Annotated in this window: 16 protein-coding genes; 14 read left to right on the forward strand and 2 right to left on the reverse strand. The window is 41.7% G+C overall.

Translation table 11 applies throughout. From position 1 onward, the window contains the following. Positions 1 to 135 precede the first annotated feature (135 nt). Positions 136 to 510, reverse strand: coding sequence for a transcriptional repressor (locus J2X69_RS01095; RefSeq protein ID WP_310097087.1), 375 nt, complete (start codon positions 508 to 510; stop codon positions 136 to 138). 312 nt (positions 511 to 822) lie between these two features. On the opposite strand from J2X69_RS01095, the gene J2X69_RS01100 reads away from it, so the two are divergent. The 3 genes from J2X69_RS01100 (at position 823) to J2X69_RS01110 (ending at position 3955) form a co-directional block, all read left to right on the forward strand. After that, positions 823 to 1446, forward strand: coding sequence for a class I SAM-dependent methyltransferase (locus J2X69_RS01100; RefSeq protein WP_310097090.1), 624 nt, complete (start codon positions 823 to 825; stop codon positions 1444 to 1446). Further along, positions 1436 to 2470: an NAD(P)/FAD-dependent oxidoreductase gene (locus tag J2X69_RS01105; protein WP_310097094.1), complete on the forward strand. Its 1035-nt coding sequence runs from the start codon at positions 1436 to 1438 to the stop codon at positions 2468 to 2470. The genes J2X69_RS01100 and J2X69_RS01105 overlap by 11 nt, the downstream gene beginning before the upstream one ends. Before the next feature lie 492 nt (positions 2471 to 2962). Continuing rightward, positions 2963 to 3955, forward strand: coding sequence for a sialidase family protein (locus tag J2X69_RS01110; RefSeq protein ID WP_310097097.1), 993 nt, complete (start codon positions 2963 to 2965; stop codon positions 3953 to 3955). A 111-nt stretch (positions 3956 to 4066) separates the two neighbouring features. On the opposite strand, the gene J2X69_RS01115 is transcribed toward J2X69_RS01110, so the two are convergent. Further along, a complete protein-coding gene (locus J2X69_RS01115; protein ID WP_310097100.1) occupies positions 4067 to 4597 on the reverse strand; it encodes a PRC-barrel domain-containing protein in 531 nt (176 codons plus the stop codon). Positions 4598 to 5022: 425 nt separating this feature from the next. Here J2X69_RS01115 and J2X69_RS01120 point away from each other — a divergent pair, with 425 nt between their 5' ends. From J2X69_RS01120 to J2X69_RS01170, 11 genes are all read left to right on the forward strand, one after another. Then, positions 5023 to 5568, forward strand: coding sequence for a hypothetical protein (locus J2X69_RS01120; protein WP_310097103.1), 546 nt, complete (start codon positions 5023 to 5025; stop codon positions 5566 to 5568). 113 nt (positions 5569 to 5681) lie between these two features. Further along, positions 5682 to 6674 carry a ligase-associated DNA damage response exonuclease gene (locus J2X69_RS01125; RefSeq protein ID WP_310097106.1) on the forward strand — a complete coding sequence of 331 codons (993 nt, stop codon included), beginning with the start codon at positions 5682 to 5684 and terminating at the stop codon, positions 6672 to 6674. Positions 6675 to 6677: 3 nt separating this feature from the next. Further along, positions 6678 to 8270: an ATP-dependent DNA ligase gene (locus tag J2X69_RS01130; protein ID WP_310097110.1), complete on the forward strand. Its 1593-nt coding sequence runs from the start codon at positions 6678 to 6680 to the stop codon at positions 8268 to 8270. Then, complete coding sequence (locus J2X69_RS01135) at positions 8267 to 10699, forward strand: ligase-associated DNA damage response DEXH box helicase (protein ID WP_310097113.1); 2433 nt, start codon at positions 8267 to 8269, stop codon at positions 10697 to 10699. Before J2X69_RS01130 ends, J2X69_RS01135 begins: the two co-directional genes overlap by 4 nt. Before the next feature lie 17 nt (positions 10700 to 10716). Beyond that, positions 10717 to 11358 carry a ligase-associated DNA damage response endonuclease PdeM gene (pdeM, locus tag J2X69_RS01140; protein WP_310097116.1) on the forward strand — a complete coding sequence of 214 codons (642 nt, stop codon included), beginning with the start codon at positions 10717 to 10719 and terminating at the stop codon, positions 11356 to 11358. Positions 11359 to 11517: 159 nt separating this feature from the next. Further along, entirely contained in the window at positions 11518 to 11886 is a 369-nt protein-coding gene (locus tag J2X69_RS01145; protein WP_310097119.1) for a DUF4260 domain-containing protein, read from the forward strand. A 285-nt stretch (positions 11887 to 12171) separates the two neighbouring features. Beyond that, complete coding sequence (locus tag J2X69_RS01150; protein WP_310097121.1) at positions 12172 to 13131, forward strand: hypothetical protein; 960 nt, start codon at positions 12172 to 12174, stop codon at positions 13129 to 13131. Positions 13132 to 13326: 195 nt separating this feature from the next. Further along, positions 13327 to 15381 carry a sensor histidine kinase gene (locus J2X69_RS01155; protein ID WP_310097124.1) on the forward strand — a complete coding sequence of 685 codons (2055 nt, stop codon included), beginning with the start codon at positions 13327 to 13329 and terminating at the stop codon, positions 15379 to 15381. Then, positions 15374 to 16000, forward strand: a complete 627-nt coding sequence (locus tag J2X69_RS01160) for a response regulator transcription factor (RefSeq protein WP_310097128.1) — start codon at positions 15374 to 15376, stop codon at positions 15998 to 16000. Before J2X69_RS01155 ends, J2X69_RS01160 begins: the two co-directional genes overlap by 8 nt. Before the next feature lie 160 nt (positions 16001 to 16160). Then, positions 16161 to 16997 (forward strand): DUF4349 domain-containing protein, encoded by an 837-nt coding sequence (locus tag J2X69_RS01165; protein ID WP_310097130.1) that lies wholly within the window; start codon positions 16161 to 16163, stop codon positions 16995 to 16997. A gap of 11 nt (positions 16998 to 17008) precedes the next feature. Beyond that, on the forward strand, positions 17009 to 17494 hold the full coding sequence (locus J2X69_RS01170) for a YdeI/OmpD-associated family protein (RefSeq protein WP_310097133.1): 486 nt from the start codon (positions 17009 to 17011) through the stop codon (positions 17492 to 17494). The last annotated feature ends 3 nt before the right edge of the window (positions 17495 to 17497 follow it).

Here is a 17497-nt window from a genome sequence, read left to right on the forward strand (position 1 = left end):
AAAAAAATCCGCTCTAAGGAAAAGGAAATCCTAATTAAAGCAGCGGTGGTGTCCCGTGCAAAAGGAATTGCCGTACTCTGGGAAGAGGGGCAGGGGTCTCGATGATCTATATTTCTGACTGGTAAATTGGGGCAACTAAGCGCAATCCTTACAAACTCCAATAAGAACACAATTCATTCGCTGCACACTATAATTCTTTGGCAGGGAGAATTCTACGAGGACGGGCAGACACTCAATGGTTTCGCATTTCGTACAGCGAAAATGAAAATGATTATCCGCTATCGTTTTTTCGTCACATTTCATGCACACTGCAAAATACTGTTTGCCATCATCCGCTACGATCTTATGGGCGATTTCATCCTCACAGAAGCGGTTTAATATCCTGTATACAGTTGCCCTGTCTGCATCCACATTCATTTGCTTTACAATAGCATCCTGACTCATTGCCCTCCTTGTCTTTGTCAAAACAGACAATACGGCTTCCTGGGTTATGGTATTTCTTCTTTTCACATTACAAACTTACAAAAAAAAGATTATTGCGACATTATTGCAATAATTTAATGCGACAAAGTTGCAGTAATAACAGCTTTACCTATCTTTGCTGAAAGTTCTAGAGCAGAATGATACAGCTAAGAACCATAAGTCATAGTGGGTTAGGTGCTTTAATAGAGGTGTGTACCATCTCTATACAAAGCGAAATTCTGGCAGAACGCATTTTAAAAACACTTGAAAACAGTTTTCCAACATTGAAAATCCAATATCCTTTCGATAATAAGCAGGTTAGGACTTTGAGTGATCTTGAGGGTAACAAACATAAACAGTATGTCAGAATTTTGGGAGGAAGCTTTTAAGGATAAACAGGAAATGTGGGGTTTTCAACCTGCTAAGTCAGCAGAATTAACAAATGCTTTCTTTATGGAAAAGGGTGTGGGAAATATGCTTATTCCCGGCATAGGTTATGGCCGAAACGCAAAACTATTCAGGGACAATGGTATAAATGTCACCGGTATAGAACTGTCAAAAACTGCCATTGAATTGGCAAGAAAACACTATGGGACAGACATGACCATTTATCACGGTTCTGTATGCGATATGCCCTTTGACACTGATCATTACGAAGGGATATTTTGCTATGGATTAATTTATTTGTTGGACAGTTCCGAAAGAGTTAAGCTGATTGACGATTGTTATAATCAACTAACAGAAAATGGATATATGGTCTTTACTGCTATCACAAAGGGAGCTAGTACGTATGGTCAAGGTAAACTCATCGGCAAAGACCGGTTTGAAATGTTTGGAGGGGTCAAAATGTTCTTTTACGATCGGGAAAGTATACAAGAGGAATTTGGAAAGGCAGGTTTGTTTCAAATTACAGAAGTATCTGAAAACTACCCTTTCTATTTGATCAAATGCCGAAAAACCACAAACGGCGGAAATGTACACTAAGATAACCCGAAGAGAAATCATGCAGCAAGGTGGATTGGCTTTAGCAGTGCTGGCACAACCATTTTCATTAACATCATTTATAAATTTCAATCATATGACAGACAACAAAGAGTTTGATGCAATAATCATTGGCGGGAGCTATGCAGGACTTTCTGCAGCAATGGCGTTGGGTCGTGCCATGCGCAATGTTTTAATCCTTGACAGTGGTCTGCCATGCAATAGGCAAACTCCCCATTCTCATAATTTTATTACCCAAGACGGAGAAAAACCCAGTGCAATAGCGGAAAAAGCCAAAGCTCAAGTTTTGAGTTATAGCACGGTCAAATTTCATGAAGGGCTTGCCGTCAGTGGCAGGAAAACCGATAAGCTGAAGGATGGCAAGGTTGGTGGTTTTGCGATCACGACTCAAGCAGGAGAAGAATTTGAAGCAAAGAAACTCGTTTTTGCTACAGGGGTTAAGGATATAATGCCCAGTATACCGGGTTTTTCTGAGTGTTGGGGGATTACCGTCATTCATTGCCCGTATTGCCATGGATACGAAGTTAGGAATGTAGCTACAGGGATAGTGGCCAATGGGGATTTTGCTTTTCATTATGCCCAGCTTATTCATAATTGGACCAAAGCTTTAACCGTTTTCACCAACGGAAAGTCTACCCTTACACAAGAACAAGCCGACAAAATCGCAAAAAACAATATTGCTGTAGTTGAGAAAGAAATTGCTTACCTCAATCATGAAAAAGGGAATGTTCGGCAGATCGTTTTCAAGGATAAATCCACCTTTGACTTAAAAGCAATCTATTCACGTCCTGAATTTGAACAACATTGCAAAATTCCGGAAATGTTGGGTTGTGAATTCACCGAACAGGGCCATCTCAAAGTAGATATGTTTCAGAAGACAAGCGTGCCGGATGTCTTTGCCTGTGGAGACAACACAAGCCCAATGCGTTCCGTAGCCAATGCCGTAGCAACAGGAAGTCTTGTTGGTGCGATGGTAAACAATGGAATGGTAGAAGCGGAATTTTAATGGACTACGACATTCCACAACTATGTGCTAACATCCTTTGAACAGATTGTTCAGGATAAGACTAATTGCCTTTCCGGTAAGGGAAATTAAACTATGTGATTATCCGCAATGATGCCAGTAGCTATATTTCTCTTTGGTTTACGGGAGGGAAGACAGTAGAAGGAAGACCGAAGTGACCTTCATCGCTAAAGTTCACCAAATCTTATGTCGCTTTTGCTTCCTTACTGGTAGAAATGCGGATAGACATATTAAACTATGGTAATATTGGGAGAAATTCGGTAATTAGCCTTTGGACTAGAAAGTGGGGCTGGGCAGTGCCATGCTAGAATCTTAGGATATTGAAAGGTTTTCGGAAGTGAGGAAAGCTGTATTATATATCGTGAGGAACAAAGGCAAGAAAGCTAATATTTTTCCCCTTTCGTAACGCTTTGGGAGAGATTTTCAGCATTGGATTTTTAATGACAGATACCTAGAAACTATAACTCCTTTTAAATGAAGTGTATAAAATTTCTTTCCTTGCTTTTTCTTATCTCTCAACTAAGTTGCCGTTCTACTAAGAATGACTCTGATATCAAGGGTATTGATTTGCATGTTACTTCCAGTACTCCACATCTTTTTGCCGAAGGGCTGGTTTCCACCCCATTTTATGAAAGGGATATGGCAATTTCTCCGGCAGGAGATGAGGTTGTTTTTACACGTGGTGATTATAAACAGAATTACAGGTTTCTGATCAGTATCAAAAAGAGAAAAGGAGAATGGGGCAAGCCTGAAGTGCTGAATATTTCAGGTGTTTTTCAAGATATTGAACCTTTTTTCGGCACTGATGGGAACAGGCTTTATTTCGCCTCCAATAGACCGATTTATGGTGATAGCTCAAGAAGTGATTTTAATATTTGGTACTCAGATAGAGCTGATGCAGGTTGGGCTGAGCCTGTACCCTTAGACTCAATTATAAATACCTCAGGGGATGAGTTCTATCCCTCGTTGAGTAGCAAGGGGAATTTGTTTTTTACAGCTACAAGACCAAATGGAATAGGTAAGGAAGATATATTCATGTCGGAATTGGTGGATGGGAAATACCTGTCTCCTGAACCTCTTCCCGAGGAGATCAATACCTCTTTTTATGAGTTCAATGCATTTATCAGTCCTAATGAAGACTATATTTTATTCTGCTCATATGGCAGAGCGGATGATTTGGGACGAGGGGACTTATACATCAGCCAAAAGGATGCATCAGGCAAATGGATGGAGGCGAGAAATCTAGGTGCAAAAGTCAATTCACCTTTCTTGGACTTTTGCCCTTTTGTGGACTGGGAAGAGCGTAATCTATACTTCACTAGCGAAAGAGTAACCGCTGTCACTCCTAAAATCGGGAATTTTGAGGAATTGCAGCAGCTTTATAACAGCACAGAAAATGGGTTCGGAAATATTTATCAAATCAGTTTTGACGAGTTGGGAATAGAGTTAAATAGAATGCAGGAATAATCAAGCGAAGAGCGATTGGCTGGGATTTACTATCCGGTTAGATTTACCAAATGGCAAATAAAAAGGCTAATCCATCCGGATTAGCCTTTCGCATTGTAGTTCAATCAGAAATTATAATAGCGGATTTCCTCCTCTTCTATGATCTGACTGTCTGTTTCCACGGTGGTCTTTTTCTAGGAAGCCATCGCCAAATTGGGCATCTCTTATTCGCTCAGAACCTACGTCGAATCTGTCTTCATCGCTGAAAAATGATTCGTTTTCTTGATCGTATCGACCGTGAAGACTGCGGGCTTCCTCACTGTAATAGGTTCTCATGCCATGAAGAAATTCCGTTTGCGGTCCTGATGGCCAGTTATCATTGTCAAAACCGGGGGCATTTTCCAAGGTTTCTTTAACTTCCTTTACGATTACAACATCCTCTTGTGAAGGGTGAAATTCGAAGGACTCAAAAGGTAAGGCCAGAAGTTTCGAACCTAGATTGAGAAATCCTTCGTCTACTTTCAGAACGACATAATCTACCTGGCCGGTCGAGGTGTTGATTATGATGTCTTTGATCGATCCGACTGATTCATCTCTTGCAGTTTTGACTACGCAAGACATTGCTGTTGAGCTACTGATTTGGGAATTGTGAGTGGTATTCATGGTAATAGTTGGTTAGTGAATTTATTATTTGACTTACTATAGCCCTAGATCTATGCCAAGAGGAATAGTGTCGATTGGGCTTAATAAAGCCAGTTTTCTAATTGTGGGGATGCGAATAGCTTGCCCTTTTCGTGGAGATAATTCCATTGGGTGGGTGAATTATTCCGGTTGATTTAAGGAATTGGAGTTATTGGATTACGTATAGTAGAACACAGGAAAGGGCTAAGGTGCAAATTGATCTCCTATATTTGTTTAGTTGGGTCGGGAATCCCATACTTCTCTCCAAGTCGTAACGGGTATTATTTCAAAAATTAATAGGAATGAGTTTTTGATGGGATCAGATCTTATAGAAGTTCACTGTAATTTCACTTCATTAGCGGTTCAAACCGGATTCATTAAAGAATAAGCAAATCAAAGAAAAATAAATGGAACAAATCAAACTAGTATTCTTCCTGTTTGGATCTTTCTTCGGGATAGAAGACAGCTATATCATTGCTGAGCGGACAGATGTAAAAATCGACACTCAAAACCATGTCATCGACATCTATCAGAAAAATGTATATACCATCATCGTCAGTGAAGAGGACAGTATAGCTGTGTCAGAAGAACTCTTCAGGATAGGAAATCCTGCAGCAAAAGAAAAGAGTTTCTTATGGGCGGAAGAACTGAACTCCTATGCTTGCAAAACATTTGATATCAGAAGTGATTCTGAAAATGAAAAGCTGGACATAAGCCTTAATTTGAAATATGATACTCCTGAGCAATTAAGAGATTTTGCGGTGAACTATGTGGAAGAGGAGGGTACTTATGCCATAGTAAATATAGAATCTTTGAATATAGAGACGACTACCGGAGAACTGAGAGGTAATTATTGGTATTTCAAAGATGAGATTTCTTTCAGTATTTTTCCTGATACACCTAATTATCCTAAAACAAGTCTCTACGAATACTGGGAAAAGGTCAAGCCCTAAACACATGGGGAATAGGTAAGTTGGAATCAGGAGGGTTTTCCATGTAAAACTATCAGCCCGGTATAATGGTTGTATTTCACAGTAGTGACTTTCACTAGTGTAAGAAAAGTATCATGCTGGAATTTACCGACAAAGGCATTTTTTGCCCAAGGGCAGATGTTTACATTGATCCATGGAAACCCGTTAAGTCGGCTATAATCACTCATGGTCACAGTGACCATGCAAGGATGGGTAATGGCCATTACATCTCCCATACGGAGACCATGCCTATTTTGAGATTAAGATTGGGTTTGGATATATCTATTCAGGGATTACACTACAATCAGACAATTACCAAAAACGGTGTACGTATAAGCTTGCATCCTGCGGGACACATCGTAGGCTCTGCCCAAGTAAGATTGGAATACAAGGGAGAAATATGGGTGGTGTCAGGAGATTATAAGTTAATGTCCGATGGACTCAGTGTCCCTTTTGAGCCGGTTAGATGTCACCATTTTATTACAGAATCCACGTTTGGATTACCTATTTATAATTTTCCACCTGCGGAAGAAGTATATGCAGACATCAACCAATGGTGGAAGCAAAATGCATCGGAAGGTATAAATACAGTTGTGATAGCGTATGCTTTGGGTAAATCCCAGTCCATTCTCCATCACTTGGATTTAGGTATAGGGGATATTTTTTTACATGGGGCGGTTGCCAATGTAAATGATGCATTCAACGCTGAAGGACATGATTTTCCGGGAATAAGAGTAACTCCTGAGATGGACAGAAAATCAATGATGGGAGCTATAATCGTAGCGCCGCCTTCTGCCTTGTCCACGCCTTGGCTCAGTAAATTCCCGCCTTCCCGAAAAGCATTGTGCAGTGGATGGATGCAACTGAGGGGTGCAAGAAGGCGTTCCGGAGTAGATCGGGGATTTGTCTTATCAGATCATTGCGACTGGACACAACTCAACGAAGCTGTATTGGCTACCGGTGCTGAGAATATCTATGTCACCCATGGATACCAGAATACATTTGCCAAGTGGCTTACGGACCGTTACCAACTCAATGCAATTGAAATAAAAACGCAATTTGAACCCGCCACCGCAGATCTGGAATAAGTTATGAAGGAGTTCACTGAGATGTTTACGGCCATTGATCAGACTACGAAGACCAATCAGAAAATCCAGGCAATGGCCGATTATTTTACCCATGCCGAGGAGGGAGATAAGATTTTTGCTGTCTCCATTTTGATCGGAAACAAACCCAAAAGGCCGGTAAAAACCTCGGAGTTAAAAGAATGGGCCACTGAAATTGCAGGGTTGCCCATGTGGCTTTTTGAAGAATCATATTATATCGTGGGAGATCTGGCAGAAGCCATTGCCTTGATGCTTCCTGCTCAGCGGAAGGAGCAGCAGTATAGTCTGAGAGAGACGTTAGCGCTTCTTTCCCGCCTGACGGATCTACCCTCCGAAGAAAAGAAAGCACTTATTGTAGACTATTGGATGAGTGTTTCTGTGCAGGAGCGCTTTGTTTTTAACAAGCTGATCACGGGAAATTTCAGAATGGGAGTATCCCGTCAATTAGTTATAAAAGCCCTTGCAAAATACCTGGATCAGGAACAGACCTCCATCGCACATCAGCTCATGGGGAAATGGGATCCGTATCAGGAAACCATGACTTCCATGTTTGCAGGGGATAGTCACTTGGACAAGATATATCTTCCCTATCCGTTTTTTCTAGCCTATCAATTAGATACAGAACCCGAGGCTTTGGGAGGCATCCAAGATTGGTTTATAGAAAAAAAGCTTGATGGAATTCGTGGGCAGATTATCGTGCGAAATGAGGAAATTTTTGTGTGGAGTAGGGGAGAAGAATTATTGACAGATAAGTTTCCCGAATTTTTGTCCCTTAAAAATTCCCTTCCCGATGGGACAGTGCTTGACGGAGAAATTATACCTTGGAAAGATGGTCGACCGCTGCCATTTCATGTGATGCAAACAAGGATAGGTAGAAAAAATATTTCTCTCAAGTATCTGAAGGACGCGCCTTTGGTCATGGTCTGCTTTGATCTACTGGAATGGGATGGGAAGGACTTACGACAAAAACCTCTGACTGAGAGGAGAGGACTTCTGAAAAAGCTTATTGCCCTCCACCCGGAAGAAAAACTTCTGCTCTCTGAGACATTGGAATTTGATAAATGGAGTGAAGTGGCAAAGTTTCGTCAACATGGCCGTGATTATTATTGTGAAGGGCTTATGCTGAAAAGAAAATCCAGTTTATATGAAACCGGAAGACGGCGGGGCAACTGGTGGAAATGGAAGACAGACCCAATGACAGTAGATGGTGTACTTCTGTATGCACAAAGTGGCCATGGGCGAAGGGCAAATCTATTTACTGACTATACATTCGCAGTATGGGATGGGGATGTGCTGGTACCTTTTGCCAAAGCTTATAGTGGTTTGACGGATAAGGAAATCAATGTTTTGGATAATTGGATCAAAAGAAATACGCTTGAGAAGTTTGGGCCTGTAAGGAGTGTAAAACCTGAATATGTATTCGAGATAGCTTTTGAAGGAATCAATGCGAGTCCACGTCATAAATCAGGAGTGGCACTGAGATTCCCCCGAATCCTGAGGTGGAGAAAGGATAAATCTCCCAAATCAGCAAACACCAAAAGCGATTTGCTGCAATTAATTGAAGCCGTGAACCCATGAATATTTTTGCGGATGCGTGGTTTTCAGATCAGGGATGGACAGCCCATGCTTTTCAGAAAAAAACATGGGCCGCTATCGCAAAAGGGCGTTCGGGTTTATTAAATGCTCCCACAGGATACGGTAAAACCATGGCCATCTGGTTTGGCGTGCTTCATCATTATTACATCCGGAGAAAAGTCAAAAAGGTCAGGGAGATACCTAAGCTCCATTGTCTTTGGATTACGCCTTTAAGGGCATTGTCAAGCGAGATTTATCAAGCGACCACGCTGGTCAGCGATGATTTGGCTTTGGATTATAAGATAGGTTTACGTACCGGTGACACCTCTGCCAAACTGCGTCAAGAACAGAAGAAAAAGTCTCCTCAAGCTTTGATCACCACTCCTGAAAGCGTACACATTCTGCTTGCAAGCAAAGGATACAGTGATTATTTCTCGGATCTGGAATTTGTAGTGGTGGACGAGTGGCATGAGCTGATGGGGAGTAAGAGAGGAGTGCTGGTGGAGCTTGCCTTAAGTCGTCTAAAAGCACTGAATCCAAAATTGAAGATCTGGGGAATATCTGCGACTATAGGCAATCTGGAAGAAGCAAAAGTCATTTTACTCGGCCCCGATAATAAAGGGGAAATGATCAAGTCCACTATAAAAAAGAGAATACAGATCGAAACGCTCTTGCCGGATGTGCTAGAGCATTTTCCCTGGGCCGGTCATTTGGGTGTCCATATGGCGGAAAAAGTTATCCCAATTATAGAACAGAGTCAATCTACCTTATTGTTCACCAATACCCGTTCGCAGGCGGAAATGTGGTATCGCCAGTTGCTTGATATGAAACCGGATTGGGCGGGTGCTATTGCCCTCCATCACGGTTCACTGAGCAATGAGATTCGTGTGTGGGTAGAAGCAGCTTTGCATGAAGGAAACCTGAAGGCGGTCATCTGCACCAGCAGCTTGGATCTGGGCGTGGACTTTCGGCCTGTGGACACCGTGGTCCAAATAGGATCACCCAAGGGGATTGCCCGCTTTCTACAACGTGCGGGGAGAAGTGGACATCAACCGGGCGCTTTAAGCCGGGTTTATTTCTTGCCTACACATTCCCTTGAGATTATGGAGGGGGCCTCGTTGAAATACGCCATTAAAGAAGAGATGATGGAACAGCGCATTCCTTACATCCGCTCCTTTGATGTACTGGTCCAATACTTGGTCACGCTGGCTATTTCTGAAGGATTTAAAGCTGAGGAAACTTACTTGGAGGTCAAGAGTACGCATTGTTTCGCCTCTATCAGCAAAGAAGAATTCAACGAATGTCTCTTGATGATCACCAAAGGCGGACGTTCACTCGGCGCCTATGATGAATTTCACAAGGTAGTTGCCGAGGATGGTGTGTTTAAGGTGACTAGTAGGAGAATTGCCCATCGGCATTTGCTCAACATCGGGACAATAGTGAGTGATGCGATGATGCAGGTGAAGTACATGGGGGGGAAATACCTGGGGACTATTGAAGAATGGTTTATTTCCAGGATGAAGCCCGGAGATACCTTTTGGTTTTCCGGGAGGAATCTAGAACTCATCATGGTGCGGGAGATGCAGGCGATAGTAAGAAATAATTCTGGGAAAAAAGGTGCCGTACCATCCTGGATGGGAGGAAGATTACCGCTTTCCGCAGATCTGGGCGTGGCGCTGAGGCATTCTATGGATCTGGCCCATCTTCCCATCGGCAGGAACAACCCCGAGTTGAAATTTTTGAAGCCGCTGTTCCAACGACAAAAGGAGGTTTCCGCTCTTCCTGCAGAAGGCACGCTCTTGATGGAAAGTATTCAGACCAAATACGGGCATCACCTGTTTGTTTACCCTTTTGAAGGGAAATTTGTGCATGAAGGAATGGCGGCTGTGATTGCTTTTCGCCTGAGTAAGATCAGAAAAGCCACTTTCAGTATTGCTACCAATGAATATGGGTTTGAGTTGTTAAGCGACTCGCCTATTCCTGTTGAGGAGGCCTTGGGAAGTGGATTGTTTGATACCGAAAATTTGATCTCCGATATTCAACTCGGAATCAATACTGCGGAGATGGCACGTAGAAGATTCAGGGATATTGCCAGCATCGCAGGATTGGTCTTTCAGGGATATCCTGGCAAACCTATCAAAACGAGGCATCTGCAAGCCAATTCCTCTTTGTTCTTTTCAGTTTTTGAAGACTACGATCCGGGGAACCTCCTTTTGAGGCAAGCATACGATGAGGTGATGGATTTTCAGTTGGAATCTGCACGTATGTATTCTGCCTTTGTGAGGATCAGCAGCCATGCGATTAATCTTACTTTTCCCGAAAGGCTCACACCCTTTTCTTTTCCTATTTTTGCGGAATCTTTCCGGGAAAGGTATAGCAATGAAGATTGGCAAACCAGATTGGGGAAACTTAAAACCACACTGGAGAAATGATAGCTTCTTGATTAGACATGGATTTTTATTACAAAAATGAATTAATTCAATTGCTGCCCCAAAAAGCAGCTTTTTTGCCAACACATAAAACGCTGGTGATTGCAGATCTCCATCTTGGAAAAGCCTCTCATTTTAGAAAAGAGGGGATTATGATCCCTATACCGAAAATATCTCCTGACTTGCAATCTCTGGAAATGCTGGTGGATTTCCTTCAGCCTGACACGGTGGTTTTCTTGGGAGATTTGTTCCATAGCAGTTTGAACATGGAATGGCTGGCTTTGAAGGAGTTTCTCCTCCGCTATCCCGATACCCGCTTTGTATTGACCAAAGGCAATCATGATATTCTACCCTCTTCCGTCATGGAAGATACTGCCATTGAGGTGGTGGAGGAATATGAAATCGGAACCCGTCTACTTTTTACCCACACTCCTTTGAGTTTTATACAGGAAGAAAAATTGAATATTTCGGGCCACATTCATCCCGGCGTAATGATCAAGACCAAAGGCAGGCAAAGCTATAGGCTGCCTTGCTTTTATTATCATGACCAATGCTTGCTTTTACCTGCATACGGGAAATTGACCGGACTGCAAATTTTGAAGAAAACTTCAGGAGCCAAGGTTTATGCTGTTTTGTCTGATGAGGTGATTGAATTGCCTTGATTGGTAACGGTATGTATTGGAGTCTTTTTATACATTGGGAGTGAGAGTCGTAACTTGTGGCAGAATAAGCTGGCATAAATCGGTGGTTTTAGTCTTCGGTGTGGAGGCAACCGACTGGATTTTAAGGTTTTTGTGTCTTAATAAAACAAAGCAATAGTTATGAAGAGAGGAATGAAAAATCTTTTAGTTCTAGAAGAGTTAGGTCAGTTTTTGCTGTCGATTTTCTTGTTTAGTCAATTAGACTACGCGTGGTGGATTTTTCTTGTCTGTATTATATTGCCTGATTTATCAATGATTGGCTATTTGCTCAATCCCAAAATAGGTGCTTGGAGCTATAATTTTTTTCACCATAAACTGGTCGCAATACTTATTTTTATCTTGGGAATTTGGTTGGCGATTCCTGTCCTCACTTTAGCCGGTGTTATTTTATTCGGACATTCAGCAATGGATAGACTTTTTGGCTATGGACTGAAATTCAACGATAATTTTAAAAACACCCATCTAGGTTGGATTGGGAGAAATGAGTAATGCAGGTTGGTTTTTAGGAAAGGGAAATTCACCTAGGATGATCTTTCACAAGCTTTTTTATACTCATGCATATTGATGTTTTCCATGCGGGAACAATGGAGGGCAAATTAAAGGTCAGTGAAGCTTAATTCTCTTTTTCAATTGGTATAAAACCCTTGTTTTCGTGGATTGATCGTGGTGAAGACAGCTCCTAAATTTGTATAAACCGACTAACTCCACAGAAAACTAGCCTGCCTAAGGCAGATTTGGGACAGGTTATGACCATTGAAAAACAATTATAAACACATGAAAAAGCTAATCCAACTCTCCGCGGCTATCTTAATGATAGCATTGTCATCCGGCTGTTCGAATGAAGATGAAGCTCCTGTTCTTCCCGGTGGGGGACAATTATCCGGAGGTCTTTACTTTGACTGGGCTACTGAAGGCGCACTGGCAATTAATACGCAGACCGGTGTTAGAAGTGAATTTCTTCCTTATGATACGAAAAGGAATGGCTGGAGCCTTTCGCAGGATGGGCGGATAGTATTGACCTCCATGAATCCGGATATTTGGACAGATGAAATTTTATTTACCATGACCAATGTGGATGATGGTCAAATCATGAAAGAATTCAGTTATTTCCCCCTAAATGGAGGCTCGAAATTCAAATCCGGCGAACTTTCTCCCGATAATACTCTGGTGGTAATTTCTTCTACCTATGAAGAAGGAGTAGTGATAATTGACACTTCCGGTAAACTTGTAACTCATTTATATGACATCAATGGGGAGAAAATTGAGTTGCATGAACAAGTGAAGTGGTTGCCGGGCAACTCACTGCTGATCACGCACAAAAAATTATTAATCAAGGTAGATCCTCCTTATAAGAGCGGAACACTGGTGAAGGAAATGAATTACGAAAGTTGGGGTGACCCGGCGGTGGATCCAGCCGGACAAAAAATTGCAGTCAGGGTAAACAACCACATTTACCTAATGAATATGGATGGAAGCGATTTTGTGCAGGTCACAGAAAGCAACGATAGGGAAGTGGCGCCGGTTTTTTCGCCGGACGGAAAGTATTTGCTCGTAGGTACGGATTATACCAAAACAGGACCGTTTGGAGCACTTTGGTACCTTAAAATCATTCCTGCTGATGGAAAAGTCTATAACGTAGATCCCATCTATCCAAACAGTGAAGGTGTAATCCCCGTGATTTCGAATGGAGAGAATTCAGTACAGGCAGCGAGTGGAGCCATGTATTGGCGTTAGATATACTTTATGTAATTTTCAATTGGCAAGTGGGAAGAAAAATTTATCTTGAAAAGAATACGTGGAAACCTTGATTGGATAGAAATGGAGGTACTTCGAACTGTATTAAGTTTTATCCTTCTTAAGTTTCTTCTCAAAGCTATGCAAAGCGCTCTATCCATTACTTTCTCAGCATCACTTCTATTACGTTACTAATTGGGCAAACATCTTAAAAATAAGGTTATAAGGATTCCGACACTCCCCTGGATCAGATCAGCCTACCTTCCGGTGATACTGGGTATGATGTTTCATTTTCAACTCTCTGCCCAGAGCTCCGAGCTGGTAAAGACCTATGACGACAGTATTCTGAACTTAATTCAAAACGCTAAAAGTGACAGTGTACGAATTTCCTATTTGCTCAATCTTAGCAGATACTGGAGCGATATGGATACTGTCAAAGCATATACCTATCTCCGGCAAGCAGAATCATATATGGGGGCTGAACCAAGCCTTTATAATTTGGGGATAGCTGCCCATCATCGGGCAAATATTATTTACATACACGATATAGAGAAGGCAAAGCATTATTACAGATTGGCAGACAGCTACTTATCGGGATATAATGATCCATCTTCCTATGGGTTCAGAGCCAAAGCGTGGAATAATTATGGGTCACTGCTTCAGCAGCAGGACAGCTCAAGCCAGTTTATGGATTTGCTGGTGGAAAAAAGTCTGCCATTTGCAAGGAAAAGTGGAGATAGCACACTGGTAGCAAATTATCTGCTCAATATTGGTTTGCTTCTAATGAATATTCAGAGCCATGAGATGGCTGACAGCTATTTTGAGCAGGCCATGAATACGATTTCCACCCAGAAAACGTCCCATGATTCCAAATTCGAGATATTGCTAAACAGAGGGAAAAATGCTATGTTTTCCAAACAGTATGATTTGGCTGATGCTTATTTGAAGGATGCTGAACTACTTCTAGATCACGTAAACTACCCGGATTTAATCTCGACATTTTATAGAGCTAAAGGAACCTATTATCGACATAGCGGAGAGAAAAATGAGTCGATAGCCAATTTGGAGAAAGCACTTGGGTTGGCCGGGGAATTTGAGAATACGTATGCGATTAAGGATATCTATTTTGAGATTTTCGCCACCTATCGTGATTTTGCAGAATACCCCAGTGCAAAGAAGTTTCTGGATTTGCTTCTGGAGATGGAGCCTGAACCCAACAGCCAAAATCAACTGCTCTATCTCAGAGAGATGTCACACACACTTGCTGCTCTCGGGAATTATAAAGAAGCTTACATCCAAATGGAGGCTTATGCATTGGGAAAGGATGCCTTTCAGGAAAGGAACATGGCTTTAAAGATCCTTGACTTGGAGAAAAAGTATCAGAGCATAGAAAAGGAAAATGAAATCCTAAAGCTGCGGGAGGTAAATACACTGAATGAATCAAGACTTATCCGGAATAGGTGGCTGATTTACTTACTTTTCGGAGGGATACTATTCGTACTGGCAATCACTTATTTCGTATGGAAACTTGCCAAGAAAAATCTCAAGTTGCTTGCCCAGCAAGAGAAGCTTCATCAAGAAGAAATCAAATCAATTGCACAGGAGCAACGGTTGGCAAATTACGATGCGATCATGCAAGGGCAGGAGCAGGAGAGAAACCGGATTGCAAAGGATCTGCACGATGGGTTAGGCGGGTTGCTGGCCGGAAGTAAATTAAAGCTTTCCTCAATTCTGGCCAAGCAGCACCTTGATGGAAGGACGGAGCAAAAAGCTATTGAAGAGGTGGTCTTTCAGCTGGATTATTCAGTGGATGAACTGAGACGGATTTCCCGCGATATGATGCCGGAATCTTTGTTGCTTATGGGATTGAAGCCAGCTTTGGCTGATTTGTGCAAGTATATGAGTAATGAGATCACCGAAATTAAATTCCAATCATTTGATCTTAGTCCTACCTATACCCGATCCCTATTGATCAACTGCTACCGGATAATCCAAGAGCTACTCACAAATGCCTTAAAGCATTCAGAAGCTACTGAGATCATCTTACAATGCAGTCAACTGGAAGATTGGCTGTTTATTACCGTGGAAGACAATGGCATAGGTCTCGGTCTCAATGATGCTCCGTCGCAGGGTATAGGAATGCAGAATGTGACCAACCGGGTTGCCTTATTGCGTGGTACCTTCGAAACCCTATCTGCCAAAGAAGAAGGAACAACTATAAATATTCAAATACCCGTTAGCCATGTCTGAAGGAATAATCAAAATTATACTGGTCGATGATCATCCTATCGTTTTGCAGGGATTTATCTATATGTTCAAAGACAATGAAGAAATCCAGCTTCAGGCAACTTTTCCTGATGCAGAAAAGGCGATTGAATTTCTTCAGACAAATGCAGTGGATGTGGTGCTCATGGACATAAATCTTAACGGGCAAAATGGGATAGAGGCTTGCCAAGTGATAAAAAAGAAATATCCTGATGTCAAAGTAGTGGGAATAAGCAACATCAACGAGCACAGTATTATTCAGCGAATGCTTTCCAACGGCGCATCCGGATATTTGCTGAAAAACGCTTCCAAGGAAGAAGTTATTTCCTGCATAACCCTTGCTATGGAAGGAACTGTCGCATTGAGTAAAAGTATCAAAGAGATTATGCGCTCACATGACAAAGGAGATATTCCGGCAGTCACCAGAAGGGAAAAAGAAATCCTTTCTCTTCTGGCCAGTGGATTGAATTCGGGAGAAATAGGTGAGAAGATCTTCATTAGCCCGCTTACTGTAGAAAGCCACCGAAGAAATTTATTACAAAAATTCAAAGTGGGAAATGTGGCTGCACTTATTCATAAAGCCACAGAGCTCAAATATATCTGACCAATCGGGTGAACTCACTCCATATCTATGGCTGACCTTATGGATGGGATGTTAAAACAAACAATTGGGTTATACCGGCAGATGAATTTGGCATTGAAGAAAAAGTAGAAAATAGTTAGGACTTCCTTCTATATTTGGATGGTATAGACAAGATATTTTTATGAAGAATCTGCTTTTAGTTATAATAGTATGTATGGTGTGTGCATGCGGGAATTCACACGATAGAGTCGCGGCGTCAGGGGATATCAGTGGTGAATTTCAAAGCTTTAATGAAATTCCTTCAGCTAACCTCCCATCGCCGGATGATGCTACCAATGCAGAGGAAATCACAAAAAAGGTAATTAAGACCGGTGGTGTTGACTTTCAATCTGAGAATATAGAAGAAGATTACAAAAAAATCCGTAATCTCTTACCTAGGTTCAATGCCTATATTGAAAATGAAAACCAGTCGAAATCAACTCATGAAATCAGGTATAACGTAACCGTTCGAGTTCCCTCGACGAGTTATGATACATTATACTCCTCGATAGCAGCAAATGTGTTTAGGTTGGATAACCGCTACTCAAATACAGAGGATGTTACGGAGCGTTACTATGACTTAAGAACTAGGATTAAAAGCAAAGAAGCTCTAGAACAGAAGTATATGGAGCTTCTTGAAAAGGCTTCTGCAATTAAAGATATTCTTGAGATTGAGAAGAATCTGAACGAAGTACGGACCGACATCGAACGTCTCCAGGGACAATTCAATTACCTCAGCAAGCAGGTAAATTATAGTACTATTCACTTATCGTTCTATGAAGTCCTGCCTTATGTCTATGATTCCTCCCAGCGAAAAGGGTTTGGTGCACGAATACTAAGTGCAATAGATGATGGGTGGCAAGGTTTTCTATTCTTTCTGCTCGGTTTAACCTCCCTTTGGCCGTTTGTGATTTTGACAGCTGTAATAGTATTTTTATTTCGAAAAATGAGAAGAAGGATGAAAAAGAAAAGTGTCTAACAAAAGCTAAAATGAGTGAATTCAAGGCAGACATAAAAATTATTGGAATCAATCCGTTTGTTTTTGTGCCGGATGAGATTCTGCTTGAGCTTTTTACAATCCATGGAAAGGATAAAGGCCCCATTCCCATCCAGGGGACAGTTAATGGGAAGCCATACCAACAAACCTTGGTAAAATACAGTGGGGCTTGGAGACTTTATATCAATACCGCTATGCTCAAAAAATCTCCCGAACGAATTGGGGAAACGATAGAAGTAACCATTGGCTATGACACTGCTGACCGGACTATCGCGCCTCATCCTAAGCTGAAAGATGCATTGGAAAATAACCTGAAGGCAAAGGCAAAATTTGAGGAATTGACACCTTCCTTACAAAACGAAATAGTGAGGTACATTTCATTCCTCAAAACCGAAATCAGCATCGACCGTAATGTAGCAAGAGCTATTAATTTTTTACTGGGGAAGGAATCGTTTGTGGGAAGGGAGCCTTTAAAGTAAACT

Origin of the sequence: Algoriphagus sp. 4150, assembly GCF_031457395.1 — a bacterium.
Taxonomy (GTDB): Bacteria; Bacteroidota; Bacteroidia; order Cytophagales; family Cyclobacteriaceae; genus Algoriphagus.